This is a genomic window from Floridaenema evergladense BLCC-F167 (assembly GCF_041929205.2).
In the GTDB taxonomy this organism is placed as follows: Bacteria; Cyanobacteriota; Cyanobacteriia; order Cyanobacteriales; family Aerosakkonemataceae; genus Floridanema; species Floridanema evergladense.
Genome location: NZ_CM171625.1, coordinates 5,928,705 through 5,949,933, shown reverse-complemented (window position 1 = coordinate 5,949,933; position 21,229 = coordinate 5,928,705). Strand labels below are relative to the sequence as shown.

At 42.3% G+C, this 21,229-nt stretch carries 20 protein-coding genes; 11 read left to right on the top strand and 9 right to left on the bottom strand.

The features are described from left to right. Nucleotides 1-52: 52 nt before the first annotated feature. Both ACE1CA_RS28370 and ACE1CA_RS28365 read right to left on the bottom strand, forming a co-directional pair. Nucleotides 53-265: a hypothetical protein gene (locus ACE1CA_RS28370; protein WP_413279419.1), complete on the bottom strand. Its 213-nt coding sequence runs from the start codon at nucleotides 263-265 to the stop codon at nucleotides 53-55. 226 nt (nucleotides 266-491) lie between these two features. After that, entirely contained in the window at nucleotides 492-1,085 is a 594-nt protein-coding gene (locus ACE1CA_RS28365) for a hypothetical protein (protein ID WP_486517570.1), read from the bottom strand. A 251-nt stretch (nucleotides 1,086-1,336) separates the two neighbouring features. On the opposite strand from ACE1CA_RS28365, the gene rpsD reads away from it, so the two are divergent. Then, complete coding sequence (gene rpsD, locus ACE1CA_RS28360; protein ID WP_413279417.1) at nucleotides 1,337-1,945, top strand: 30S ribosomal protein S4; 609 nt, start codon at nucleotides 1,337-1,339, stop codon at nucleotides 1,943-1,945. A gap of 83 nt (nucleotides 1,946-2,028) precedes the next feature. Here rpsD and moaA read toward each other — a convergent pair whose 3' ends face one another. The 3 genes from moaA to ACE1CA_RS28345 all read right to left on the bottom strand — a co-directional run bounded on the left by moaA (nucleotide 2,029) and on the right by ACE1CA_RS28345 (nucleotide 3,719). Continuing rightward, complete coding sequence (gene moaA, locus ACE1CA_RS28355; RefSeq protein WP_413279416.1) at nucleotides 2,029-3,015, bottom strand: GTP 3',8-cyclase MoaA; 987 nt, start codon at nucleotides 3,013-3,015, stop codon at nucleotides 2,029-2,031. Nucleotides 3,016-3,097: 82 nt separating this feature from the next. Further along, nucleotides 3,098-3,448 carry a type II toxin-antitoxin system RelE/ParE family toxin gene (locus ACE1CA_RS28350; RefSeq protein ID WP_413279415.1) on the bottom strand — a complete coding sequence of 117 codons (351 nt, stop codon included), beginning with the start codon at nucleotides 3,446-3,448 and terminating at the stop codon, nucleotides 3,098-3,100. Beyond that, entirely contained in the window at nucleotides 3,432-3,719 is a 288-nt protein-coding gene (locus tag ACE1CA_RS28345) for a type II toxin-antitoxin system Phd/YefM family antitoxin (protein WP_413279414.1), read from the bottom strand. Before ACE1CA_RS28345 ends, ACE1CA_RS28350 begins: the two co-directional genes overlap by 17 nt. 30 nt (nucleotides 3,720-3,749) lie before the next feature. On the opposite strand from ACE1CA_RS28345, the gene ACE1CA_RS28340 reads away from it, so the two are divergent. After that, the gene (locus ACE1CA_RS28340) at nucleotides 3,750-3,890 is read left to right on the top strand and encodes a hypothetical protein (protein ID WP_486517569.1); all 141 of its coding nucleotides are present in this window, start codon (nucleotides 3,750-3,752) and stop codon (nucleotides 3,888-3,890) included. A gap of 12 nt (nucleotides 3,891-3,902) precedes the next feature. On the opposite strand, the gene ACE1CA_RS28335 is transcribed toward ACE1CA_RS28340, so the two are convergent. Next, nucleotides 3,903-4,034, bottom strand: coding sequence for a hypothetical protein (locus ACE1CA_RS28335; RefSeq protein WP_413279413.1), 132 nt, complete (start codon nucleotides 4,032-4,034; stop codon nucleotides 3,903-3,905). Nucleotides 4,035-4,175: 141 nt separating this feature from the next. On the opposite strand from ACE1CA_RS28335, the gene ACE1CA_RS28330 reads away from it, so the two are divergent. Then, complete coding sequence (locus ACE1CA_RS28330; RefSeq protein WP_413279412.1) at nucleotides 4,176-5,246, top strand: SGNH/GDSL hydrolase family protein; 1,071 nt, start codon at nucleotides 4,176-4,178, stop codon at nucleotides 5,244-5,246. Nucleotides 5,247-5,302: 56 nt separating this feature from the next. Here the strand turns inward: ACE1CA_RS28330 and ACE1CA_RS28325 are convergent, their stop codons facing one another. Next, nucleotides 5,303-6,727, bottom strand: coding sequence for an MFS transporter (locus ACE1CA_RS28325; protein ID WP_413279411.1), 1,425 nt, complete (start codon nucleotides 6,725-6,727; stop codon nucleotides 5,303-5,305). 540 nt (nucleotides 6,728-7,267) lie between these two features. Then, nucleotides 7,268-7,603: an STAS domain-containing protein gene (locus ACE1CA_RS28320; protein ID WP_413279410.1), complete on the bottom strand. Its 336-nt coding sequence runs from the start codon at nucleotides 7,601-7,603 to the stop codon at nucleotides 7,268-7,270. 484 nt (nucleotides 7,604-8,087) lie between these two features. Between ACE1CA_RS28320 and ACE1CA_RS28315 the strand changes: the two genes are divergently transcribed. From ACE1CA_RS28315 to guaA, 6 genes are all read left to right on the top strand, one after another. Beyond that, nucleotides 8,088-12,266, top strand: a complete 4,179-nt coding sequence (locus tag ACE1CA_RS28315) for a TIR domain-containing protein (RefSeq protein WP_413279409.1) — start codon at nucleotides 8,088-8,090, stop codon at nucleotides 12,264-12,266. A gap of 76 nt (nucleotides 12,267-12,342) precedes the next feature. After that, nucleotides 12,343-13,878, top strand: coding sequence for a DUF4231 domain-containing protein (locus ACE1CA_RS28310; RefSeq protein ID WP_413279408.1), 1,536 nt, complete (start codon nucleotides 12,343-12,345; stop codon nucleotides 13,876-13,878). A gap of 13 nt (nucleotides 13,879-13,891) precedes the next feature. Then, nucleotides 13,892-14,227, top strand: coding sequence for a hypothetical protein (locus ACE1CA_RS28305; protein ID WP_413279407.1), 336 nt, complete (start codon nucleotides 13,892-13,894; stop codon nucleotides 14,225-14,227). Between the two features lie 50 nt (nucleotides 14,228-14,277). Continuing rightward, nucleotides 14,278-15,621 carry a hypothetical protein gene (locus ACE1CA_RS28300; RefSeq protein WP_413279406.1) on the top strand — a complete coding sequence of 448 codons (1,344 nt, stop codon included), beginning with the start codon at nucleotides 14,278-14,280 and terminating at the stop codon, nucleotides 15,619-15,621. Between the two features lie 108 nt (nucleotides 15,622-15,729). Next, nucleotides 15,730-16,926, top strand: a complete 1,197-nt coding sequence (cbiD, locus tag ACE1CA_RS28295) for a cobalt-precorrin-5B (C(1))-methyltransferase CbiD (protein ID WP_413279405.1) — start codon at nucleotides 15,730-15,732, stop codon at nucleotides 16,924-16,926. 296 nt (nucleotides 16,927-17,222) lie between these two features. Further along, the gene (guaA, locus tag ACE1CA_RS28290; protein ID WP_413279458.1) at nucleotides 17,223-18,770 is read left to right on the top strand and encodes a glutamine-hydrolyzing GMP synthase; all 1,548 of its coding nucleotides are present in this window, start codon (nucleotides 17,223-17,225) and stop codon (nucleotides 18,768-18,770) included. A gap of 87 nt (nucleotides 18,771-18,857) precedes the next feature. Here the strand turns inward: guaA and ACE1CA_RS28285 are convergent, their stop codons facing one another. Then, nucleotides 18,858-19,094, bottom strand: coding sequence for a hypothetical protein (locus ACE1CA_RS28285; RefSeq protein ID WP_413279404.1), 237 nt, complete (start codon nucleotides 19,092-19,094; stop codon nucleotides 18,858-18,860). Nucleotides 19,095-19,425: 331 nt separating this feature from the next. On the opposite strand from ACE1CA_RS28285, the gene ACE1CA_RS28280 reads away from it, so the two are divergent. Further along, nucleotides 19,426-20,184, top strand: a complete 759-nt coding sequence (locus ACE1CA_RS28280; protein WP_459563658.1) for a MinD/ParA family ATP-binding protein — start codon at nucleotides 19,426-19,428, stop codon at nucleotides 20,182-20,184. A gap of 5 nt (nucleotides 20,185-20,189) precedes the next feature. Further along, the gene (gene glsA / locus ACE1CA_RS28275; protein WP_413279402.1) at nucleotides 20,190-21,221 is read left to right on the top strand and encodes a glutaminase A; all 1,032 of its coding nucleotides are present in this window, start codon (nucleotides 20,190-20,192) and stop codon (nucleotides 21,219-21,221) included. Nucleotides 21,222-21,229 lie beyond the last annotated feature (8 nt).

The window sequence follows — 21,229 nt, the reverse complement described above, 5'->3', positions numbered from 1 at the left end:
GGTATAGGGAAAATTAATAATAAACTTACAGTAATTGAAACCAAATCAATTACTAAGAAATACTAGAAATCTCATTTACAATTACCAACTTCCTTTTGTATATGCTATAAATAATCCGATTCACAGCCATTCTTTGTTCCTCATCTAAAGTTTCATCTAACACTGCTGCCATCAATCCATAGCGATCGGCTAAAGTAACTTGTCCAGAATTACTAACTTGAGCGTATAATTCAGAAAGGGCATTAGGTAAAAGTTGAACTTGCATAACGAACTTTTGAACTCGATACTTATAATATCGTTTAAATCAATCAGCGTCAGGGTGATTCAAAAGAGGAATAAAATGTGATTAATATAAATTATGAATCGTGAGAGAAAACAATTTTCTTAGTGAGCAAAATGAACCGCAAACAGTGATACGTATCACTTACTCAGATGCCCATAAAAAAACCGCCTCAAAGATGGAGACGGAAAACTGATTCTTCTTAAACCTGTTAAGGAGTTGTAGTTGGTGGTGGTAGAGTGGGATTAACTGGTACAGGAACAATCAATGGTTGCTGCGGTGGTGCTTCTCGTAAAGGACTAGCTCCAGGTGGATAGAAATCTCTTGGACGATCGGTACCATCAATACAGTTATTCATTACCCCAGTTACTGGCAATTTTAGTGACTCAACCAAACCGACAACACACTTACCAAAACGCACTGGTAACAAACTACGGCGACAATTATCTAAAATCGCGCCAGGATTGCCCCCGGTAGTATTTAGACTGATGTTTGCTACACAACTTCCTAAATCGCGGGGTCGTCGGACTTGTCTACAGGTAGTCAGCGCATCTGCTGGAGAAATTTTCGTTTGTTTGTAAATAGTTAAAACGCAAACGGTTAAATCTCTGGGGTAAAGTGCGTCGGAACAAGATTCTGATGCCTCCGATGCCGGAATACCCGCACGCGCTAACTCTACTCCACAAGTCTTGAAATCATAATCAAAAGCATTCGATTCCACAGCGAGAGATTGGCTGGGAATGGCAACTGTTAACAACAACAGGGAAGCCCAAGATGGGGCAAAACAACGAAACAGCATTCTCATGCTAGTTCTAGTAAAAATATAGGAACTGGGAAACATACAGAACTATAGTTAGTCTGGAAAGAATTTACAATCTTTTTTGCCTTTGCGTGTAATTTGGGGATTGGGGACTGGGGATTGGGATTTACCAGATTGTGGTTTTCTTGCGAAATTAAGGTAAAATTTATGAGCGCCCAGTTAAAAAAATTGTTAATTTAACTATATACTAGAAATTCTGGGTAAAATTTAATCTGGATAACTAGAGAGGAAGCGAGATGTCGCGATATAGAGGCCCACGCCTCAGAGTGGTTCGTCGCCTGGGAGACCTCCCCGGCTTAACTCGCAAATCAGCGAGAAAAACCAGCCCTCCAGGGCAACATGGTGCAAACCGGAAGAAACGTTCTGAGTATGCGATTCGTTTAGAAGAAAAACAAAAGCTGCGCTTTAACTACGGGGTGTCGGAAAGACAACTCCTGCGTTATGTGCGGAAAGCTCGTCGCGCCACTGGTTCTACGGGACAAGTGTTGCTGCAATTATTAGAAATGCGTTTAGACAACACTGTTTTCCGTTTGGGTTTGGCTCCTACCATTCCAGCGGCTCGACAAATGGTAAATCACGGTCACATTACAGTTAATGGTCGTAAAGTTACCATTGCCAGCTACCAATGCAAACCGGGCGAAGTTATTAGCGTCAGAGACAGGGACAACTCTCGTCAGTTGGCAGAAGCTAACTTGCAATATCCCGGTTTGGCTAACTTGCCGAGCCATTTAGAATTCGATAAGACTAAGTTGGTTGGCAAAGTTAACGGCGTGATTGAGCGGGAATGGGTAGCGCTACAGATTAACGAACTACTGGTGGTTGAGTACTACTCACGGCAAGCTTAATGATTTTAGATTTGGGATTTTAGATTTTGGATTGCGGTTAAAATCTAAAATCTAAAATCTGAAATCTGAAATCTAAAATTGTCTCAGCCGCCAATTTGTGACATGGTGCGCCTGTAAGTACCTGTAGTTCCAGAGTCACGTTGTTTAAAGTTTATCTCTGGTTTAATATTTAGTAATTCTCGGACTCGCTCTCTTAGTTCAGTAGGGTTAATACCTTTGCGGAGGGCGGTTTTTAAGTCGATTTCTCCGGTTTCGTTCAACAGACAAGGGCGCAACCAACCGTCAGCAGAAAGACGCATCCGGTTACACCGATCGCAAAAACACTCCGACATCTGACTGATAAATCCTAGCGTTCCCTTGGCTCCCGGAATTTTAAATACATCAGCAGGGCCATTACCACGCACTTGCGATTCTGTCAAGCCCCAGCGATCGCGAATTTGTTGGCGCAACTGTTCGGAAGCTACCCAACCACGATCGCTAAACAAATCAGAATTACCGATCGGCATAAATTCAATAAACCGGACGTGCCATTCCCGGTCGATCGACAAAGCCGCTAAATCCAAAATTTCTTGGTCATTTACCCCCGGAATCACCACCACATTGAGTTTGAGGGGATTGAAACCAACTTGGTAAGCAGCTTGAATTCCTTGCCAAACTTTTTCCCAGCGAGAACGTCCTCGATTTCCAGTAATCAGATCGAAAGTTTGTGGATCGAGAGAATCCAAACTAATATTAATTCGCCGCAAACCTGCATTGTAGAGGTCTTGCGCCAAGGGTGCGAGTAAAAATCCGTTGGTTGTTATTGATAAATCTTGCGTTTGGGGTAGAGATGCGATCGCACCCACCAACTCGACTACCCTTGGACGCAACAAAGGTTCACCCCCAGTCAAGCGGAAACGAGTAAAACCTACAGGAATGAACACTTCCTCAATCAGCGTCAGTAGTTCTTCGTAAGTAAGTAATTGTTGCTGCAAAATATAGTCCAGTTCTGCACCTTCCGGCATACAGTACTGACAACGAAAATTGCAGCGATCGATTAAACTAATTCGCAAATAATCAACTTGGTTCATTCGCCTGTGGGATTTTTAATGGGACTACATCTAGTGTAAGAAAGGCAGAACTTCTGAGTAATTGCAAAAAGGCGATCGCGTTTTAAGTTTCTGGTTCATCACCTAAGAGTTGATCTATACTTTGAAGTGCTTGTTGAGAACAACGGCGCACGCGATGAATACGCACAATTCCTTGCTCTTGCTCAACTATTTCACTAACAGTAAATAAAATATTGAATTGCTTTTTATAGAGAAGTTGGCGTATCTCTATTTCCATATACTCACTTTCGATCGCCAAAGCACAACGCTTGGGAAAGTTTTCCAGTGTCAACATAATTTCATAACATCCTCTTACCCAGCGATAAGCGTTTTCCGGTGAATCCTCCTTGATCCAAAGAAAAATACTTTCTATATCAGCTACCGCAGTAGGAGATATTTCAATCTGGTAAACCATATTTTTCCCGAAGTTCTGCAAATGCTTGCTTCAGAGGAATCCCTTTCCCTTGCTCAAATTCTTCTATACTTTTGCGGATACCTACAATAGACTCCAGTAACTCAACCTTATCGAGCAGTTGCTGGTAGCTTTCAGCATCTTGAACAACTACACTAGCTTTACCATTCACAGTCAGAACTATGGGTGCTTTAGTTTCATTGAGTTTTGCTAGGAAAGCTTTCGCACCCCGTTGGAACTCCGAGAGAGGATAAATGTCACTCAGACTGAGCATAATATTTGCAAAAAATTATCTGATAATTTCATGCTAACATTATGGCAATTGTTTTGCCTATTGTGTGATTTCGGTGTGATGTACGTGATGCCGTTACGCATCAAACAAAAACCCAGTTACTATCCCAAGAGCATAACTGAGCGATCGCCTTCTGCTTTTAGTCTACTTTAAATGATGATTGATTTATCCTAATCCTATCAAAACCCGCTTTGTGGTAAGAGGTAGGGTTTGTAAAGTGCGATCGTACTTCTTAAATAATTGCAAAAAGGCGATCGCAAAATAAGCAGCTTGATTGCGACTTGGTGCTACAGTCATAAAGATACAAATTTTTACATCATTTCCTGAGACAGTACATATCTTTATTTGGCTTGAGTTACTTCATAGAAACATTATAAATTTTATATAGTCTATCACTTACAATATCAGTATAAATTCGGTTTCCCTAAGAGAAGATATATGGTTTGGCAAAAACTTGTTGTTGCAAGCGCAAGTGCTGCGATCGCATTTACCCCTGTCTCGGAATTCGCTGCCCAAGCTGCTGAATTAAATTACACTAAAATGTACGTTTTTGGTGACAGCCTTTCCGATACAGGCAATATTTATAACTCTGCTCCTCAACAGTTTCCGGGTTTCTACTTCAATGGTCGATTTTCTAATGAGCAAAACTGGGTTGATTATCTGGCTCAAGATTTAAGATTAACACCTAGCACATTTATTACTCAGCCAAACACATCCATACCTTTGCCACAAATTCCCAACCAAAGTGTTAATTTTGCCTTTGGTGGAGCGACTACAGATTTCGCTAACACATTCAATCAAAACGCTTTCGGTTTACAACAACAAGTAGGAACTTATCTTAATATTTTGCAAGCAACAAGTCAGCCCGCCGATCCAAATGCCCTTTATATTATTTGGGCAGGTGCAAATGATTACTTGCCTACTACATCTACATGGTTTACGCCATTTACAACTCCTAATCAATCGATTAACAATATATCTTTGGCGCTTAATTCATTATTGGCAGCTGGCGCAAAACAGATTGCAGTTGCTAATCTACCCAGTTTAGGAGAATTACCATTAACTAATGGGACACCATTAAAAACATCATTAAATACTTTGACCCAAGCACATAATTTGGCACTTCAGCAAACAATTAATAGTTTATCTCAAAGTTATGATGCCAAAATAGTTTCGTTAGATTTTGCTTCTTTATTTGCAGATGCAGTTAGCAACCCTGGTAATTACAACTTCACCAATGTTACTCAAGGATGTCTATTAGAACCATCTTGCCAAAACCCAGACCAGTTTCTATTTTGGGATACCATTCACCCAACTACCGCAGGGCATAAATTACTAGCAAAACAAGCTTATTCCGCACTCAGCACTAGCGTACCAGAACCGGGCGAAGAGTTGGGACTTTTACTATTAGGAGTATTAGGTGCTGCTTCTATTTGGAAGCGGAAAAAGTTTTCATCTTCTTTGGCTTTAGTTGGTAAATTTGAATCAGTTCCTGGTAAGTCTAATTAAAAAGCTCTGAAGCTGGAACAAGGAAAAAAATTTCTTTTCCTTGTTCCATGCACCTACTAATTGCTACTTGTAGTTTCCCACAATCCTTGCAGCATTCCTCTTACAGAGTGACTGCGGTGTTCCCAAACTAAAATTAAGGGAAGTAAAGCTAATAATCGCAGTACACTAGTGAGGGCAAATAAACCAGGTAAACCAGCAAAAAAGGGTTGTTGGGCTAAAAATCCGCCCACTGTTGCCCCAAAAGCGCCACAGATTCCAGCGACAGCGGATGCGATCGCAAAATAAGTAGCTTGATTGTGACTTGGTGCTACACTCATTTGAATATTATTGCTGCATAGATCGATCGCTGACCAAACTCCACCACTCAATAAATGTAAAAAGGGAAATCCTACCCAAAGACAAATCGGATTATAACCAGTTCCCAACCAAAGCAACGGCATTAACGCCACGACAACTCCCACTAAAATTAACAGCGGACGATTGCCAATTTTATCTGCTAACTTTCCCCAGAAAACTAACATCAATAAATTTGCTGCTGCCGATAAACTGCTATAGACTGTTACCCAAGTCACATTAATATTTAAGTTATCCAACAGGTAAAGATTAAAAAAGGGATTGCCCACATTAACAGCAAAAGCCCAAAACCCGAAGTAAAGTAAGAATCGGAAAAAATTATTGGAAATTAAAGACTTAAAATTGCTAATCAAAGATTGGCTATCATTCTCTTCTAATGACTCAGTAACCGTGATTATTTCTGCTTTTGGGTTAACATCAGCCATGAAAAATTGACAGATTAAACTGATAAAACCAGCAATCACACCCAAAAACAATAATAAACTGTAACCTTGTAGTATTCCTCCAGGCCAAACTGATATTATTAGACTGATTAACGGCATACCAATTAGTCCCACCAAATTAGCAGCACTATTGCGAATGCCAAAATATCTACCGCGCAATTTTTCAGGAACTAACTTCGCTATCCAACTAAACCAAGAAGCAGATCCAAATGCGCCTAACAAATTACTGGCAAAGACAATTAATAGTGTCAATTGTACTAAGTTATCGTTTTTCTGGGAAAAGGCAATAGCGATCGCCAAAACTAACCACAGCGATCGAGAAATTCCAAACACCCAAAAACCATACCAATGACGACTTGTAGTGAATCCAGAAAGATATGCTCCCAAAGGTTGCAGTAAATTTACTACCATTGGAACTGAAGATAACATCCCAATTTGCACGGGAGTAGCCCCCAATTGTAGCAGCAAATTACTCAACAGAACTCCAGTAGTAATACTAGAAAAGATCGCTGCAAAAATCCCATCCCAGGTAGATGCTGTTAAACTTGTGCGAATTTCTTCTTTAGTAAATTTAGGTAGAGTTTTTGATTTTATTACTGTTTCCGGTACGATCGCACTCTCTGTAATTACTCCACTCTCTACCGAACTTGACAAATTAGAATTGACAACCACTAATTTCCTCATACTTGTTAAATAAAATCCCGTATAATTGGCTCTCAGATTAGTAATAACTGAACAATAAACAGCAACTTACTTACTAAACAGCACTCTACCGGAATAACTACTGTTCAAATTTGCCGACAAAAATCCCATCCTTGGATAGTTGTTCATTACCTATTAGTTAAAAAGTTAAGCAAAAATAGATGAGGGGCAAAAATATTTTACTAAATGAACAATTAAATAATGTTTTAGTAAAAGCATATTGAACCTATTAATTCGCTATTTTAGAGTATTCCCTTTTTACTCCATATATTAACCATACCCATTCTGAGATCTTGCACTTTTGGAGGTGGAACCTCCCCAATCCTCGTTCCCAGGTTCAACCTGGGAACGAAAAATCGAGGCTCTGCCTCTTAGTGCAATTTTTTACAAGCAAAAGAACTCTAACATTAAGTCAAAAATTTCCCCAATAAACAATCAGCCTCACCTACTAAAAAGCAGATGAGGCGAAATTGATTACCTGTTGAAAGCTCAGGTGTAGTGATTATTAATGGAAGAAAAACTTTAAACGCACTGTCGATTGTACGCAGCTTCAACTGCCGCTTGCGTCGTTACATCCATAAATCGCAAAGAGAGATTTTTACCTAAAGCAGAGGCTTGTTTCAACGCTGCAATTAAGCAAGAAATTCCCTCAGCTTCTACAAAATCTACCCATAAAAGGTCTACAACTACAGTATCAGTAGTTAACTCTAGGGCTTGTTCGAGAGCCTTGGTAAAAGATAGACTACTCTCACTATCAAGACAACCATTAGGTCTGAGAACAATAGTACGGGGGCGCTTTTCTTCCAAGCTGTTGCCTGAGTGAGAGAAGTTGGGGATCGAGTCCATGAGACGTTGCATGGGAATCTCCAATGACTGCACAGAAAGAATTAAAGGTAAAGTTTATGCCTCGCAAAAAACAACTTGTTAATCTTTTCTACTATACAGCGTGAACTAAATTTACTGCGATCGCTTCTAGTTTTATCACAATCTCCCTGTGTCTTAAATCACAAGAATTTTCTTTCCCTCTTAACAAAAAGTGCAATGGATTGATAGTTTTCAAGAAGAACCCTAATTAATTATCAGCGAAACTAAGAATTACCGCATCCTAGCAAGGTCAATAGGTAGAAATAGCGATCGTTAACAACAAAACAGAAATCTTCAACTAGTTGATTTGCTTAAGTATGATGTGATATTGTCGTACTAATACAAACTTAAAATTACATCTTCCTGTGGGAATAACTTGCTGCTTACCTTAGTAAGTAACTATTTACTCTTTTCCTACGTGCATCTACCTTAAAGTCTCAAAACAAGTTGTGTATCTACCCAAAAATCAATAAGTAGAATGAATAACTTTTGCGATGCCTTCATATCTTATGGTCGAGCAGACAGTAAAGCTTTTGCTACAAAACTTCATGCTCGATTAATAGAGCAAGGGTTAAGGATTTGGTTTGACCAAAATGATATCCCTTTGGGTGTAGACTTCCAAAATCAAATTGACGACGGTATTGAAAAGGCGGATAACTTTCTATTTATCATAGCCCCCCATTCCATCAATTCTCCCTATTGTGGCAAAGAAATCGAACTCGCCTTCAAGCGCCACAAACGAATCATCCCCTTGCTGCACGTCGAGCAGATTAGTCGCGACACCTGGCAACAGCGCTACCCAAATGGAACAGATGAAGAATGGGAAGCTTATAAAGCTAAGGGACTCCATTCCAGTTTTCCCAATATGCACCCAGGAATCGGCAAAATCAACTGGGTGTATTTCCGCGAAGGAGTTGATGATTTTGATAAGTCACTAGAAGGACTGCTAAGTATCATAGCTAGACACAAAGATTATGTACACAAACATACCTTCTTTCTAGCCAAAGCCTTAGAGTGGGAGAGAAATCAAAAGCTGTCGCGTTACTTACTAGTAGGAGAAGAACGCCAGGAAGCACAAGAATGGTTAAAAGTCCGTTTTAAGGGAGAACAAGCACCTTGTACGCCGACAGACTTACATTGCGAGTACATCACCGAAAGTATTAAAAATGGTCAAAACCTGATGACACAGGTGTTCCTCGCCTATGCCTATGAAGATAAAGAGGTGATGGAGAAAATTCGCAACAGCTTAAGGCGTGACAGCATCACAGTCTGGACAAATACCACCGATATTCAGAAAGGAGAAGCTTACGATAAAGCTGTTCGGCGTGGAATTGAACAGGCAGATAATGTTGTCTATCTGCTTTCGCCAGAGGCATTAAAATCGGAATTCTGCGAGCAGGAACTTAACTATGCTCTTTCCTTGAACAAGCGGCTCGTTCCACTATTAGTGAAACATATTTCTAAGAAAGAGATACCAGAGAGTTTGCGTTATGTGCAGTATATTGACTTAACGGACAATGTAAACGCAAGCGATTACTTACTGGATGAAAGCGAACTATTGAAAATTTTTCATCAGGACGAGGCTTACTACAACGAGCATAAAATGCTGTTGACAAAAGCGCTGAAGTGGAAACAGCAAAATGATAATCCTAGTATTCTTCTGAGAGGATATAACTTACGGAGTGCGGAAGCATGGTTAAAAGTAGCAAATAAGAGAGTGCTAAATCCGCCGACACCGTTAATGGAAGAATTTATTAACGAAAGTCTGCGACAACCGCCTCTAACCTCGCTAGATGTGTTTGTTTCTTACTCCCGCTCTGATTCAGACTTTGCGCGTAAACTGAATGATGGGTTGCAGATGCAGGGAAAAACCACTTGGTTTGACCAAGAAAGTATTGCTTCGGGTACGGATTTTCAGCAGGAAATTTATCGGGGGATTGAAATTTCAGACAACTTTTTATTTATTATTTCACCTCGATCGATCAACTCCCCCTACTGTGCCGACGAAGTAGAATATGCAGCCAAGCTGAATAAGCGGTTCGTAACCTTACTCTACCAACCAGTGAACCCAGCCGAGTTGCATCCAGAATTAGCGAAAATTCAGTGGATTGATTTTCATCAGAAAAGTACTAACTTTGCCACCACATTCGGCGAACTGATTAGGACTCTCGATACCGATCGCGATCACGTCCACAATCATACCAAATGGTCACAACGGACATTGGAATGGGAAGAAAAAGGCAAGAATAGCGACTTACTACTGCGCGGGAGCGAATTTATCCTGGCTCAAGACTGGTTGAAAACAGCTTTAGAAGAGAAAAAACAACCCCCACCAACCGCTTTACAGGAAGAATTTATTGAGGAAAGTCAAAAAGCGATCGTCGCAGCTGAAGAAGCTGAGAAGCAGAGGCAAGCTGAACTGGTACGCTTGCAGGCAGAAAAGCTCAAAGAAGCCGAAGCAAGGCTGATAGAAGAGAAAAAAAGCGCCAAACGACAAAAAATGTTCCTGGCTGCCGTGAGTGTAGGATTTGTGATTGCCACAGCATTGGGAGTAATATCTTTCTTCCTGTTTAATCAAGCTACCAGAAAAGAGCTTCAAGCAAACATAGCCACAGCTCAAGCATTGGCTGACTACTCGGATGCGCTATTTCTTTCCCATAAAAGACTAGATGCCCTACTAGAAGCACTCAAAGCAAATCAAGTACTACACAAAATCAAAAAGCCAGAACCCGAACTCAAACAAAAAGTTGAAAGCGTACTGCAACAGGCTGTTTTTGCCTCAAGACAATTTAACCGCTTCTCTGGAACTAACGGACACAAAGCAACAGTACTTGCTGTTGCGGTTAGTCCCGACGGTAAGATCGTCGCTTCTGGCAGCGAAGATAACACCATCAAACTTTGGAATCAGGATGGTAAACTCCTGAAAACTCTTACTGACCATAAAGGTTCAGTCAATTATTTAGCTTTTAGTCCTGACGGGAAACAGATGGCTTCCGCAAGCGTAGACGAAACTATCAAACTCTGGAAGCCAGATGGGACTTTACTCAAAACTTTGACTGGACATAATAGTAAAGTGGAAGCCGTTGCCTTCAGCCCAGATAGTCAGACCTTGGCTTCCGCCAGTAACGGTAAGACAGTGAAATTGTGGAAGTCAGATGGGACTTTACTCAAAACCTTAACTGGACATACTGAGGCGGTAAAAGCTGTCATCTTCAGCCCGGACGGTAAATTGATTGCTTCAGCGGGTAACGATCGAACCATAAAACTGTGGAAATCAGATGGGACATTACTCAAAACCCTGACCGGAAATACTGATGAATTAAACGCGATCGCCTTCAGCCCCGACGGTAAATGGATAGCTTCCGCTAGTGATGACGGTACCATTAAACTGTGGAAGGCAGATGGCACTCTGGTCAACACCTTTACAGGACATAACGGCTCAGTGACAGCAGTAGCCTTCAGTCCAGATAGTAAAACAATTGCTTCTTCTGGTGGCGATCGAAGCATCAAACTATGGAACCTGAATGGTCAATTATTAATAAGTCTTCTTGGACATAGCGATCGCGTCAGAAATGTAGTGTTTACTCCTAATGGAAAAACAGTTATTTCAGGCAGTGAAGACAACACGGTGAGACTCTGGAGACGCGAAACACCCTTCTTGAATATCCTCATTGGGCATCAAAAATCCGTAAACGCAGTTGCTTTCAGTCCTGACAAAGACAAGAAAAAACAATTAATTGCTTCTGCCAGTGAAGACGGGACTTTAAGACTGTGGCAACCAGATGGTACATTGAAAAAGATCGTTCGTGAAACTGACCACGTTAATGATGTAGCATTTAGCCCGGATGGTCAGACTATTGTCACAGGAAGTCGAGACAAGAAAATTACTCTTTGGAATCCCGATGGGATTCGATTACAAAAACCGTTCCTTGACGAAGATAAAGTAAATCGAGTGTTATTTAGCCCAGATGGGCAAATAATTGCCTCAGCAAGCGACGACAATACTGCTAAACTTTGGCGACGGGATGGTACAAGATTAAAAGTCCTTAAAGGGCATACCGATAAAGTCGAAACCCTTGCCTTTAGCCCAGATGGTAAGCTGATTGCCACAGGGAGTGCAGATCATACTATCAAGCTCTGGAATCAAGACGGAGTGCAGCTTTCAAGTGTGACAGCCCATAAAGGAGCAGTTAATCATCTAGCATTTAGTCCCAATGGCAAACAACTACTCTCAGGTAGTGTAGATAACACGGTTAAACTTTGGAAACTGGACGGAGTTAAGCTAATTTTCGTGGACTCTAAGGAACGGGATGAGTCAGTAAACGCAGTTGCTTTTAGCCCTGATAATAAGCTCATTGCCGTAGCAAGTGCTGATAAAACTATCTTGATTTGGCCTCTAAATGGCAGCAGACCACCGATTCCTTTTTACGTTCATAGCGATGGAGTGAATGATGTCGCATTCAGCCCAAACAATCGTACCGTTGCCTCCGCTAGCAGCGATAACACCGTGATTCTCTGGGACATAGAAAAAGTTAAACAGTCAGACAAGCAGCTAGAGATAGAGGGATGCAAGTTACTGCGGGATTATCTCCAAACAAGTACATCTGTAGATAATGAAACCCGCCAGATTTGCAAAAACATTGATTCGGGCAAATAAGTTGAGTTGATAGCTGTAAAGGGTGCAACGCTTTACTAAATAGAATCAAATTTTAGTACGGGAGCAGATGAAAACAATGGCAAAGAAAAACGACTATCGTCAGTATTTGAGACAGACATTGGGTGGACTAATAGATCAACTTGACTTATCAGATTTACGCAAAGACTTTCTGAAGCAGCGCTGGCTTGACCAAGTTTTGTGGCTGGAGGGACGAGCTACCAAAAATCGGAATCGCCATTATGCCCTTAGATTAACTACTATCATTGGCGGGGTAATTATTCCGGCATTGGTTGGTTTGGGCAAAGGTGACGAGCGCTGGCAAATATACTTAAGCTGGACTGCTTTTAGTGTGAGTCAGGCGGTAGCAATATCGGCTGCATTAGAAGAATTCTTTGGTTATGGTGAGAACTACCGCACCTATCGCAATACTGCCGAGGGCATGAAAATTGAAGGCTGGGAGTTTTTTCAGCTAACAGGAGCCTATCGTCAGTTTGAAGACCATACCGATGCTTATACTACTTTTGCCGAGCGCGTCGAGCAGTACATTAAGCAAGATGTACAAGGCTTCCTTGCCAACTTAGAAGAAAGACAAAACGCCAGCAAAAAGAAAACCGAAGAAGAAGCACAAAAGAATGCCGAACAAGCTCTGGAAAAGCTCAACCAGCAGTTAGTGCTACAGGCGCAGTATGAAGCACAGCGTCAACAGATGGAGGCAGAGAAGCGTCGTCTGGAAGAAGAAAGGATCAGGTTGGAACAACAGCAAGCCGCTCAAGCTGAGAGTACGCAAGAACAACCAGCAGACCAAGTTGTTGTGGAAGTGACTACAGATCCTCTATCTGACTCAACTGTAGTGATGGTAGATTTGCAAGAAGACCAAGAAGACCGCGACAGCACTATTGTTAAAGCTGAAATAATAGAGTACCTCAGCGCAAGCGAGATTCTGGCTAAGGTGAAGAACAATCCGATACGTGCGCTCAATAATTCAGCACAGCCACCGTCAGGTGGAACAACTACAACTACAACCACAGTTACCACAACTACAACTACTACTCCAGCAAGTAAAGTAGACCCTGCCAAGGTAGCTGCTGTTCTGACCGCTGTACCGAGAGATTTAAAGCCTTACGCGGAAAGATCAGTTCCTTTGATTTTGCAAGAATGCGTGGACTGTGGGGTTACTGACCCTGGACAAATTGCATATATTTTCGCTACATCTGAACATGAATCTCATTTGGGTCAGTGGATGGTTGAGTTTGCCAGCGGTAAGGCTTATGAAGGGCGAAGAGACCTGGGAAACACTCAGCCCGGAGACGGTGTAAGGTTTAAGGGGCGTGGATTCTGTCAAGTTACTGGTCGAGTCAACTACAAGAAATGGTCTGACAAACTGGGCATTGACTTGGTGAGCAATCCAGAAAAAATGGCAGAGTATGGGATCGCGGCAAAAATTATGGTAAGGGCGATGCGGGATGGCTCATTCACTGGTAAGAAGCTATCTGACTATATTTCTAGTGGCAAACGGGACTTTCGTAATGCACGCCGCATTATTAATGCCTTGGACAGAGCTGATAAAATTGCCGAACACGCGCAAAGATACTACAGAGCTTTAATCGCTTAAGGAGACAAATTTTATGCTTCGCAATAACAAAAAGTATTCGATCGATGTAAACAAAATTGGGCAAGACATTTCCATCAGCGTTTCTCTGGAAATGGAACTTAGTCCTGATTTAGCCGAGTTAGTATTGCGCGACTTAAGTACGGATATCAAAGACTTTAATGAAGCGCGAATTCTGGCTGAAATTGTCCGCGATCCGATCATCATTTATAGACTTTGCCAGCAAATAGAAGATGTGAAAAATCAAGAGCTTCCAGAGGTTATATATTCAGAAATGCGGCAAGACATCAGACTGCAAGATGGAAAAAGTGATGCTCCTGACTGGAACCTTGAGCTTGACGCAAACACCTAACAATTCACTTAAATTAATCGATCGGAATCGTAAAAGGATAATCACTGAAAATGACAAATACTGTAAGTATTCTGGACAAATATACGGAACTATGGCAAACCTGTAAGGTGCAATCAAATTTATTGCCAGACCTAGAGAAAATTGCGGAAAAACTGTGTTACGATCGCGGCATTTACGAAAAAATTGAATGCCACTATCCCAACGTCCCTTGGTACTGGTTAGGGATATTACACGCTGTCAAGGATTTTGATGGTTCTAGTCAATTCTTAGAGCAAGTTATCCGTAAGCTAAGTACGATTCAAGCCGAACAGATGCCAGCTAAGTCCTTTGCTCGCTTACTTGCCTTTGATAAATACAACGACTTTCAGGGTAAAGATGACCAGGGAATTACATCATTTGTTTGGGCTGGGACTAATCACACTAAGACCAACGATCCAGAGCCAGGTTGCGCGGCAATTCTGTACTTTCTAGAAGCGCTCGGACTTAAGGACGATCGGACAGAGCAGGGTGAGTTTAATCTGACAGTAACTTCTGACACGGTGTTCAAAAACTGCTCGTTGCCATCCAACAAGTTGTTAGCGACTGAAAAAACCAGCGTTAAGGCTGGAAAGCAGTTGCCAGTGGTTCAGATATCGGTTGCCGACTCTCACCATCTTCGAGTGACGTTGAAAAACCCATTCGAGAATAAGTTGGTTTGGTTTATTTATGGCGAGCATATTCAGATTGAAGGTTCCAAGCTGGCTGCTACTCCAACTCAGCCCAAGACTCTAGTAGAGAAAATTATTGCTTATTGCCAGAAGAAGGGCTACAGAATTGACAGAGAACCGGGATACAAGAATATTGTCTACATCGAAGGCATGAACCCAGATGGAACGCTCAATAATAATGCTCTTAATGTCTGGAATGACCTCCGCATTGTGATTGAGTTCAAAGAAGGTAAGCCTGTAATGATAGGCTGTTGGGAAGCTACAACCAACCCAGGTAAGTACTACGTAAAAAATCCGATGAACCCCAAAGGTGCGGCAATTATTGCATTTGGGCAATACACTTCCTGGCGTGTGGGAATGCACGGACACGCCAGCCCTCATGAGGCGCTGGTGCAATGTAATCCGGTGACTGTCCATCGTGATTCAAATCGCTCCGGTACTCGTGATGCTGGCGAACCTATTGATTCAGGTTTATTCGGTATTAACCAACACTGGGGCGGTGACAATCCTAAGTCAGATATTGGAAAATGGAGTGCGGGTTGTCAGGTAGGGAGGACGAAGCAGGGACATCGAGAGTTTATGTCGATCATGAAGTCGGACCCACGTTATCAAGCTAATCGCAATTTCGTCTTTACTGCCACGATCATTGATGGTAAAGACCTCTTAGCACATTTCCCGGCAACTTAATTTGCATCGGGTTTCCTACTCTGCCTATTTCTTAAGAAGACAATTTAAATCTCCCCTGCTGAAAAAGTGGGGGATGATTTAAGCTTTTAATATGTGTTTAACTAACTAATGACTGAGGACAAACCCCGTTCTGGCTATACATTACCAGTGTTTGCTGCTGCGAGTGCGATCGCGGCGTTGCAATGGTTAAAACAGCGTCAAGCGATCACATCTGTAAAAGTAGATTTAATTAATCCTGACGAAACTGTAGAAATTGCGATCGAACAAGTCAGCGGCATTGGTGAAACTACAGCTTTAGCTATTACTCGCAGCGACCCCGGAGATAACCTCGATATCACGCGCAATACGCCTGTTTGGGCAATGGTAGAGTTGCATAGGGAAGCAGAGAAGCAGGGGAGTTCTTCCCTATCCCCTACCCCCTACCCCCTAACCCCCCAGATCACTTTGCTGGGTGGTGAAGGAATAGGGAGAATAGTTGACGCTGAGGGAAAGGCGGCGATTTATGCTTATGCAAGGCAACTTTTACAGGCGAATTTGCTGCGGTTACTGAGTCCAGAGGAGAAAATTACGGTTACGATTATTTTGCCAGAAGGAAGACAATTAGCCGATCGCACTGCCAACGCTGCTTTCGGTGTTGTGGACGGACTTTCCCTACTCGGCACTAGCGCTATCTCTCAACCCCTGAGTGCCTCCGGTCAATTAGACATTTATCTCGAAGAACTCCGACAAAAAATCAAACAACTAAATAACTCCCCCCTGCCCCCCTGCCCCCCTGCCTCCCTGCTCGTCTTCTGCATTGGGGAAAATGGTTTAGACTTGGCTCAGAAACTAGGGATTTCAATTCAGAGATTGGTAAAAACGGCTAACTGGTTGGGGCCAATGCTGGTAGAAGCTGGAACACAGGGGTTGAGGGAAATTTTGCTGTTTGGTTATCACGGTAAACTGATGAAATTGGCAGGGGGAATTTTTCACACTCATCATTATTTCGCTGATGGAAGGCAAGAAATTTTGACGGCGCATTGTGCCAAGATCGGTTTACCGACTCCCATGTTACAAAAAGTTTTTGCCCAATCAACGGCTGATGCGGCTTTAAATTACTTGCGGACTTGGGATGGGGAAAATGGCAGTAATTGGGTAGAACAGGTTTATAATTCTATTGCTCAAGCAATTGACGATCGCTCCCAAACTTACATCTATAATCAGATTCAACAACAAGTTAGTGTCGGTTCGATTTTGTTCGATCGTCAACGTCAAATTATCGTTAAAAGTCAAGTCGGTATCAAGCTACTCAATCAACTATGTTAAATTGGTAAGAATATCTATAAAATATGGGTAAGATGTAATATTTTGACATCAAGCTTGTAAACTAATATATTTTTAGCAAACTTTAACAAAGATATAAGAAGACCTGAAGAAGGGGTTGGGTGGTAGGGGTTGGGGGTTAGGGAAACTTCTTCTTCCCTAACACCTAACCCCTGACCCCTATCCCCTTCTTCCTAGACCAACTTTCGTTCTATCTTTAACTTTTTGGATTTATTTCAGTGACAGTACAGACATCTCAACCGCCTTCTACCCAATCTTTGGGTGAACTGAACCGCCAAATGATCGTTATTTTGGACTTTGGCTCTCAGTATTCCGAGTTAATTGCGCGTCGGATTCGCGAAACTCAAGTTTACTCGGAAGTTCTTTCCTATCGCACCACTGTTGAACAACTCACGCAACTAAATCCTAAAGGAATTATTCTTTCCGGTGGGCCTAATTCAGTTTACGATCCAGGCGCACCCCATTGCGACCCAGGAATTTGGCAGTTGGGCATTCCGATTTTAGGAGTTTGCTATGGAATGCAGTTAATGGTGCAGCAACTTGGCGGCGAAGTCAAACGCGCCGAACGAGGTGAATATGGTAAAGCATCTTTAGCGATCGACGATCCCACAGATTTGTTAACCAATGTAGAAGATGGTTCGACAATGTGGATGAGTCACGGAGATTCTTGCACGAGGTTGCCGGAAGGGTTTGAAATTTTGGCACATACGGCAAATACGCCTGTAGCTGCGATCGCCAATCACGAGAAAAAGCTCTATGGGGTACAATTTCACCCGGAAGTGGTTCACTCTGTCTACGGTTTAGCTTTAATTCGTAACTTTGTTTATCATATTTGCGAGTGCGAACCAACTTGGACAACTGCTGCTTTCGTGGAACAATCAGTGCGAGAAATTCGGGCGAAAGTTGGTGATAAACGAGTATTATTGGCTCTTTCTGGGGGTGTAGATTCTTCTACTTTAGCTTTCTTGCTGCACAGGGCGATCGGCGATCGGTTAACTTGTATGTTTATCGACCAAGGCTTTATGCGGAAGTATGAGCCAGAAAGATTGCTGAAGTTATTTCAAGAGCAATTTCATATTCCCGTGCAGTATGTTAACGCACGCGATCGCTTTTTACAAGCAATAGCCGGAGTTACCGATCCCGAAGAAAAACGTCGTCGCATCGGGCACGAATTTATTCGCGTTTTTGAAGAAGAATCTAAGAGACTTGGGCCTTTTGATTACTTAGCCCAAGGTACACTTTATCCAGACGTAATTGAATCTGCTGATACTAACGTCGATCCTAAAACTGGGGAACGGGTAGCAGTGAAAATTAAGAGTCACCACAACGTCGGCGGATTACCTAAAGATTTACGATTCAAGTTGATCGAACCACTGCGGAAACTTTTTAAAGACGAAGTGCGGAAAGTTGGGCGTTCGATCAGTCTACCAGAAGAAATTGTCCAAAGACATCCTTTCCCCGGTCCCGGACTCGCTATTCGCATTTTAGGCGAAGTTACCGAAGAAAGGTTAGATATTCTCCGGGATGCAGATTTAATTGTTCGTCAAGAAATCAACCGTCACGAAATGTACGGTGAGTTATGGCAAGCATTCGCCGTACTCCTACCCATTCGTAGCGTTGGTGTAATGGGCGATCAACGTACTTATGCTTATCCGATCGTCCTCCGCTTCGTAAAAAGCGAAGATGGCATGACCGCAGACTGGGCAAGAGTACCTTACGATTTGTTAGAACTGATTTCTAACCGGATTGTGAATGAAGTAGCTGGAGTTAACCGAGTGGTTTACGACATTACTTCTAAACCACCTGGGACGATCGAATGGGAGTAAAGTAGCAGGGGAGCAGGGGAGAAATTAAAACTTAAAACTCTCCAACTCTTCTTAACTCAAAACTCAAAACTTTCCCCTATCCCTAATTTAATATTCCCACTCTAGTTCGCCGATAGTGATTTGGTGATAAATCATAGTGCGGCATAACTCCAATTCTTCAGGGGTAATTTTCCCATCTGCCCACATAATTCTTTTAATTCTCTCGCACTCTTCCTTACTAATCTTACCGTTGGCAATTATTTGCTCAATAGCTGTTTTGAGTTTTCCTAACTCTTGTAATTCTTCTGGAGTAGGTAATTTTGTGCTTGGTCGTTCTATTTTCATAAGTAACACCTCTTGTCAATTTTATCAAGTTATGTTCACGAGGTTATCGCTAGTTAAACTGAGGAAAGAATTTAATAGCCCAGATGTTATTTTTTGATGAGGATTTAGACTGTATTTACTTTAAAACTAATGCTTATAATTAAACTTATCAGTTTACCAATATACAATAATCTAGACAAATTTTAAAAGTTTGTAGATAAACTTTAAATAATAGTCAGGAGCTTGAAAAATTTTCTAATCTTTTAAACTTGCACCTAAAAGTATATGTACTATACAGTTTGGGACAACCAGACATGGTATGACTTATTGTAATTTTGCTATTGACATAAAGATGCCTAAAGTCGTTTCGATTCACTCTTACCGGGGTGGCACGGGCAAGTCTAACTTTACAGCCAACTTAGCGACGACTGTTGCTTTACAAGGAAATCGGGTTGGTGTGGTGGATACAGATGTTCCCTCGCCCGGTATTCATAATCTGTTTTGCTTGGAACCCGAACAGATGGGTAAAACGCTGAATAACTACCTCTGGGGTGATAGTCCGATCGAAGATGCAGCTTACGATGTCAGCGCCAATGTTGGGTTAACTGAAGCGGGTAAGCTTTATCTAGTCCCTTCTAGTGTAAAAGCGGATGACATTGCCCGCATTCTCAAAGATGGTTATGATGTCAGGCTGATGAATGATGGGTTTCGCAGCTTAGTAAAGACGCTGCAATTAGATTATTTGTTTATTGATACTCACCCTGGATTGTCAAAAGAAACTTTTTTGTCGATCGCTATTTCCCATTTTCTCATCTTAATCTTGCGTCCTGACAAGCAAGACTATCAGGGAACTGCTGTTACCGTCGATGTGGCAAGGCAATTGAAAGTTCGCAAAATGCTACTGGCTATTAATAAAGTCCATAGTAAGCTCAACCCAGAAGCGTTGAAACAGAAAGTTGAGGAAACTTACCAGGAGCAAGTTGCTGGAGTCTTTCCGCTTTCGGAAGATGTGGTTCAACTAGCGAGTGAAGGTGTTTTTTGTGTGACCTACCCAGAACACCCGATGAGTCAAGAGTTTCGTAAGGTAGCGCAGCAAATTATTGAAGGGTGAGCATCATGTCTAACTTTGGAGATTTACAGTCCCTTGCTAGTTCCATCACAGCCGTTACCTCACCTTTTCGGAATTATTTGACAGACTTGTACGAAAAGTATCGTAAGCTCAACGATGGAGCCGTCGCGGACTACATTCCCGAACTGGCGCTGGCAAAGCCGGAATGGTTTGGCATCTGTGTGGTGACAAAAGACGGACAGGTGTTTGAAGTTGGAGATTGTGACAAACTATTTACGATTCAATCGATTTCTAAAGCTTTCGTCTTTGGTTTAGCTCTGGAGGATCACGGGCGCGAGTATGTTAATAGCAAGGTGAGTGTGGAACCTACGGGGGAAGCATTTAATGCCATTGTGCTCGATGAAGCAACTAACCGTCCCTACAACCCAATGGTGAATGCGGGAGCGATCGCTACAGCTGACTTAATTGAAGGCGAAAATGGCACTGAACGCCTGAAACGACTGCTGGAAATGTTTAAACGCTACACTGGACGGGAGCATGACATCAATGTACCCGTCTTTTTGTCAGAAAAGGCGACAGGCTTCCGCAACCGAGCAATGGCATACCTGATGCGAAATTTCGGTATGATCAGCGACAAAATTGATGAAACGTTAGATCTCTACTTTCAGCAATGTTCGATTCTGGTGAACGCAAAGGATTTGGCAATGCTGGCGGCAACTCTGGCGAATGGCGGTGTAAATCCGGTTACGGGGGAAAGAGCGATCGATGAACGCTACGTGCAAGATGTGATCAGTGTAATGCTTACCTGTGGAATGTATGACGCATCTGGCGAGTGGTGTTATCGCGTGGGAATGCCTGCCAAGAGTGGCGTAGGTGGTGGGATTACAGCAGTTGTTCCGGGAAAACTGGGTATTGGCACCTTTTCACCCCTCTTAGATGCAAAAGGAAATAGCGTCCGGGGCATCAAAGTTTGTCAAGACTTGTCGCAGGATTTTGGCTTGCACTTGTTTAACGTGGCAAAATCAGAACGGGATTTACAGCAATGGATTGCCGGAGGTAATGGTATTAATGATTGGTAGACAGAGTG

Bases quoted from the DNA above. Each gene is read 5' to 3' on its own strand.
- moaA (WP_413279416.1), bottom strand. From the start codon at position 3,015: ATGAACCAAGTTGATTATTTGCGAATTAGTTTAATCGATCGCTGCAAT.
- ACE1CA_RS28325 (WP_413279411.1), bottom strand. From the start codon at position 6,727: ATGAGGAAATTAGTGGTTGTCAATTCTAATTTGTCAAGTTCGGTAGAG.
- guaA (WP_413279458.1), top strand. From the start codon at position 17,223: ATGATCGTTATTTTGGACTTTGGCTCTCAGTATTCCGAGTTAATTGCG.
- glsA (WP_413279402.1), top strand. From the start codon at position 20,190: ATGTCTAACTTTGGAGATTTACAGTCCCTTGCTAGTTCCATCACAGCC.
- ACE1CA_RS28330 (WP_413279412.1), top strand. From the start codon at position 4,176: ATGGTTTGGCAAAAACTTGTTGTTGCAAGCGCAAGTGCTGCGATCGCA.
- ACE1CA_RS28280 (WP_459563658.1), top strand. From the start codon at position 19,426: ATGCCTAAAGTCGTTTCGATTCACTCTTACCGGGGTGGCACGGGCAAG.
- ACE1CA_RS28350 (WP_413279415.1), bottom strand. From the start codon at position 3,448: ATGGTTTACCAGATTGAAATATCTCCTACTGCGGTAGCTGATATAGAA.
- ACE1CA_RS28365 (WP_486517570.1), bottom strand. From the start codon at position 1,085: ATGAGAATGCTGTTTCGTTGTTTTGCCCCATCTTGGGCTTCCCTGTTG.
- rpsD (WP_413279417.1), top strand. From the start codon at position 1,337: ATGTCGCGATATAGAGGCCCACGCCTCAGAGTGGTTCGTCGCCTGGGA.
- ACE1CA_RS28310 (WP_413279408.1), top strand. From the start codon at position 12,343: ATGGCAAAGAAAAACGACTATCGTCAGTATTTGAGACAGACATTGGGT.
- cbiD (WP_413279405.1), top strand. From the start codon at position 15,730: ATGACTGAGGACAAACCCCGTTCTGGCTATACATTACCAGTGTTTGCT.
- ACE1CA_RS28315 (WP_413279409.1), top strand. From the start codon at position 8,088: ATGAATAACTTTTGCGATGCCTTCATATCTTATGGTCGAGCAGACAGT.
- ACE1CA_RS28285 (WP_413279404.1), bottom strand. From the start codon at position 19,094: ATGAAAATAGAACGACCAAGCACAAAATTACCTACTCCAGAAGAATTA.
- ACE1CA_RS28370 (WP_413279419.1), bottom strand. From the start codon at position 265: ATGCAAGTTCAACTTTTACCTAATGCCCTTTCTGAATTATACGCTCAA.
- ACE1CA_RS28320 (WP_413279410.1), bottom strand. From the start codon at position 7,603: ATGCAACGTCTCATGGACTCGATCCCCAACTTCTCTCACTCAGGCAAC.
- ACE1CA_RS28335 (WP_413279413.1), bottom strand. From the start codon at position 4,034: ATGACTGTAGCACCAAGTCGCAATCAAGCTGCTTATTTTGCGATCGCC.
- ACE1CA_RS28305 (WP_413279407.1), top strand. From the start codon at position 13,892: ATGCTTCGCAATAACAAAAAGTATTCGATCGATGTAAACAAAATTGGG.
- ACE1CA_RS28345 (WP_413279414.1), bottom strand. From the start codon at position 3,719: ATGCTCAGTCTGAGTGACATTTATCCTCTCTCGGAGTTCCAACGGGGT.
- ACE1CA_RS28340 (WP_486517569.1), top strand. From the start codon at position 3,750: ATGCTAACATTATGGCAATTGTTTTGCCTATTGTGTGATTTCGGTGTG.
- ACE1CA_RS28300 (WP_413279406.1), top strand. From the start codon at position 14,278: ATGACAAATACTGTAAGTATTCTGGACAAATATACGGAACTATGGCAA.